Below are 826 nucleotides of genomic sequence, written 5' to 3' on the forward strand. Positions count from 1 at the left end.
CCCTAAAAATTGGAGTCAATTTGTTGACTGGTTCCACGATGAGCAAGCTTGTCGTGATTATCTGTACACGCTTCGTTGGCCTAATGGTTTCATATGCCCCAATTGTTTGGCAAATAATGCGCCCTATAATCTTCCCAAAAATAAACTTAAATGTGTTCAGTGTCGAAAACAAACTTCTGTCACAGCAGGCACTATTTTTGAGAAAACGAGAACCCCCCTTAAAGATTGGTTTGCTGCAATTTGGTATCTCACCAATCAGAAAAATGGCGTTAGTGCACTTGGTATACAGCGTTTACTCGGACTTGGCAGCTATCAAACTGCTTGGGCTATATTACACCGATTACGCTACGCAATGATTAATCCTGAAAGAGATAAGTTATCTGGACTTGTTGAGGTAGACGAAACCTTTGTTGGTGGTGTAGTCGATATAAATCAACAAGATAAGAAGAAAATTGTTGTGTTGATTGCAATAGAGTTAATAGAACCAAAAGGGTTTGGTCGCATTAGATTACGACAAGTCGACAAAGCGACAAAAAACAACATTGAGCAATTCATAAAAGATGTTATTGAGCCGAATAGTCAAATTCACACAGATGGATCTGCAGCTTATGGTTCCGTTGATAAAATGGGATATTCAAGAAAAAAGACCGTGCATCTTGGTTCAAATATACCAGCCCACGAAACCATGCCAGGTGTACATCGAGTAGCTTCTTTGCTGAAACGCTGGTTGTTGGGAACCTATCAAGGTGCCGTTCAATCTAAACAGCTAGATTACTACTTGGATGAATATACTTTTAGATTTAACAGAAGAAAATCTCGGTCTAGA

The 826-nt window shown here is 39.3% G+C and carries 1 protein-coding gene; it reads left to right on the forward strand.

Translation table 11 applies throughout. The annotated features are described in order from the left end of the window. Positions 1-826 (forward strand): IS1595 family transposase (locus DK187_RS20915; protein WP_111609222.1); only part of this gene is annotated, 826 nt, incomplete at both ends.

Origin of the sequence: Marinomonas arctica (genome assembly GCF_003259225.1) — a bacterium.
Taxonomy (GTDB): Bacteria; Pseudomonadota; Gammaproteobacteria; order Pseudomonadales; family Marinomonadaceae; genus Marinomonas; species Marinomonas arctica.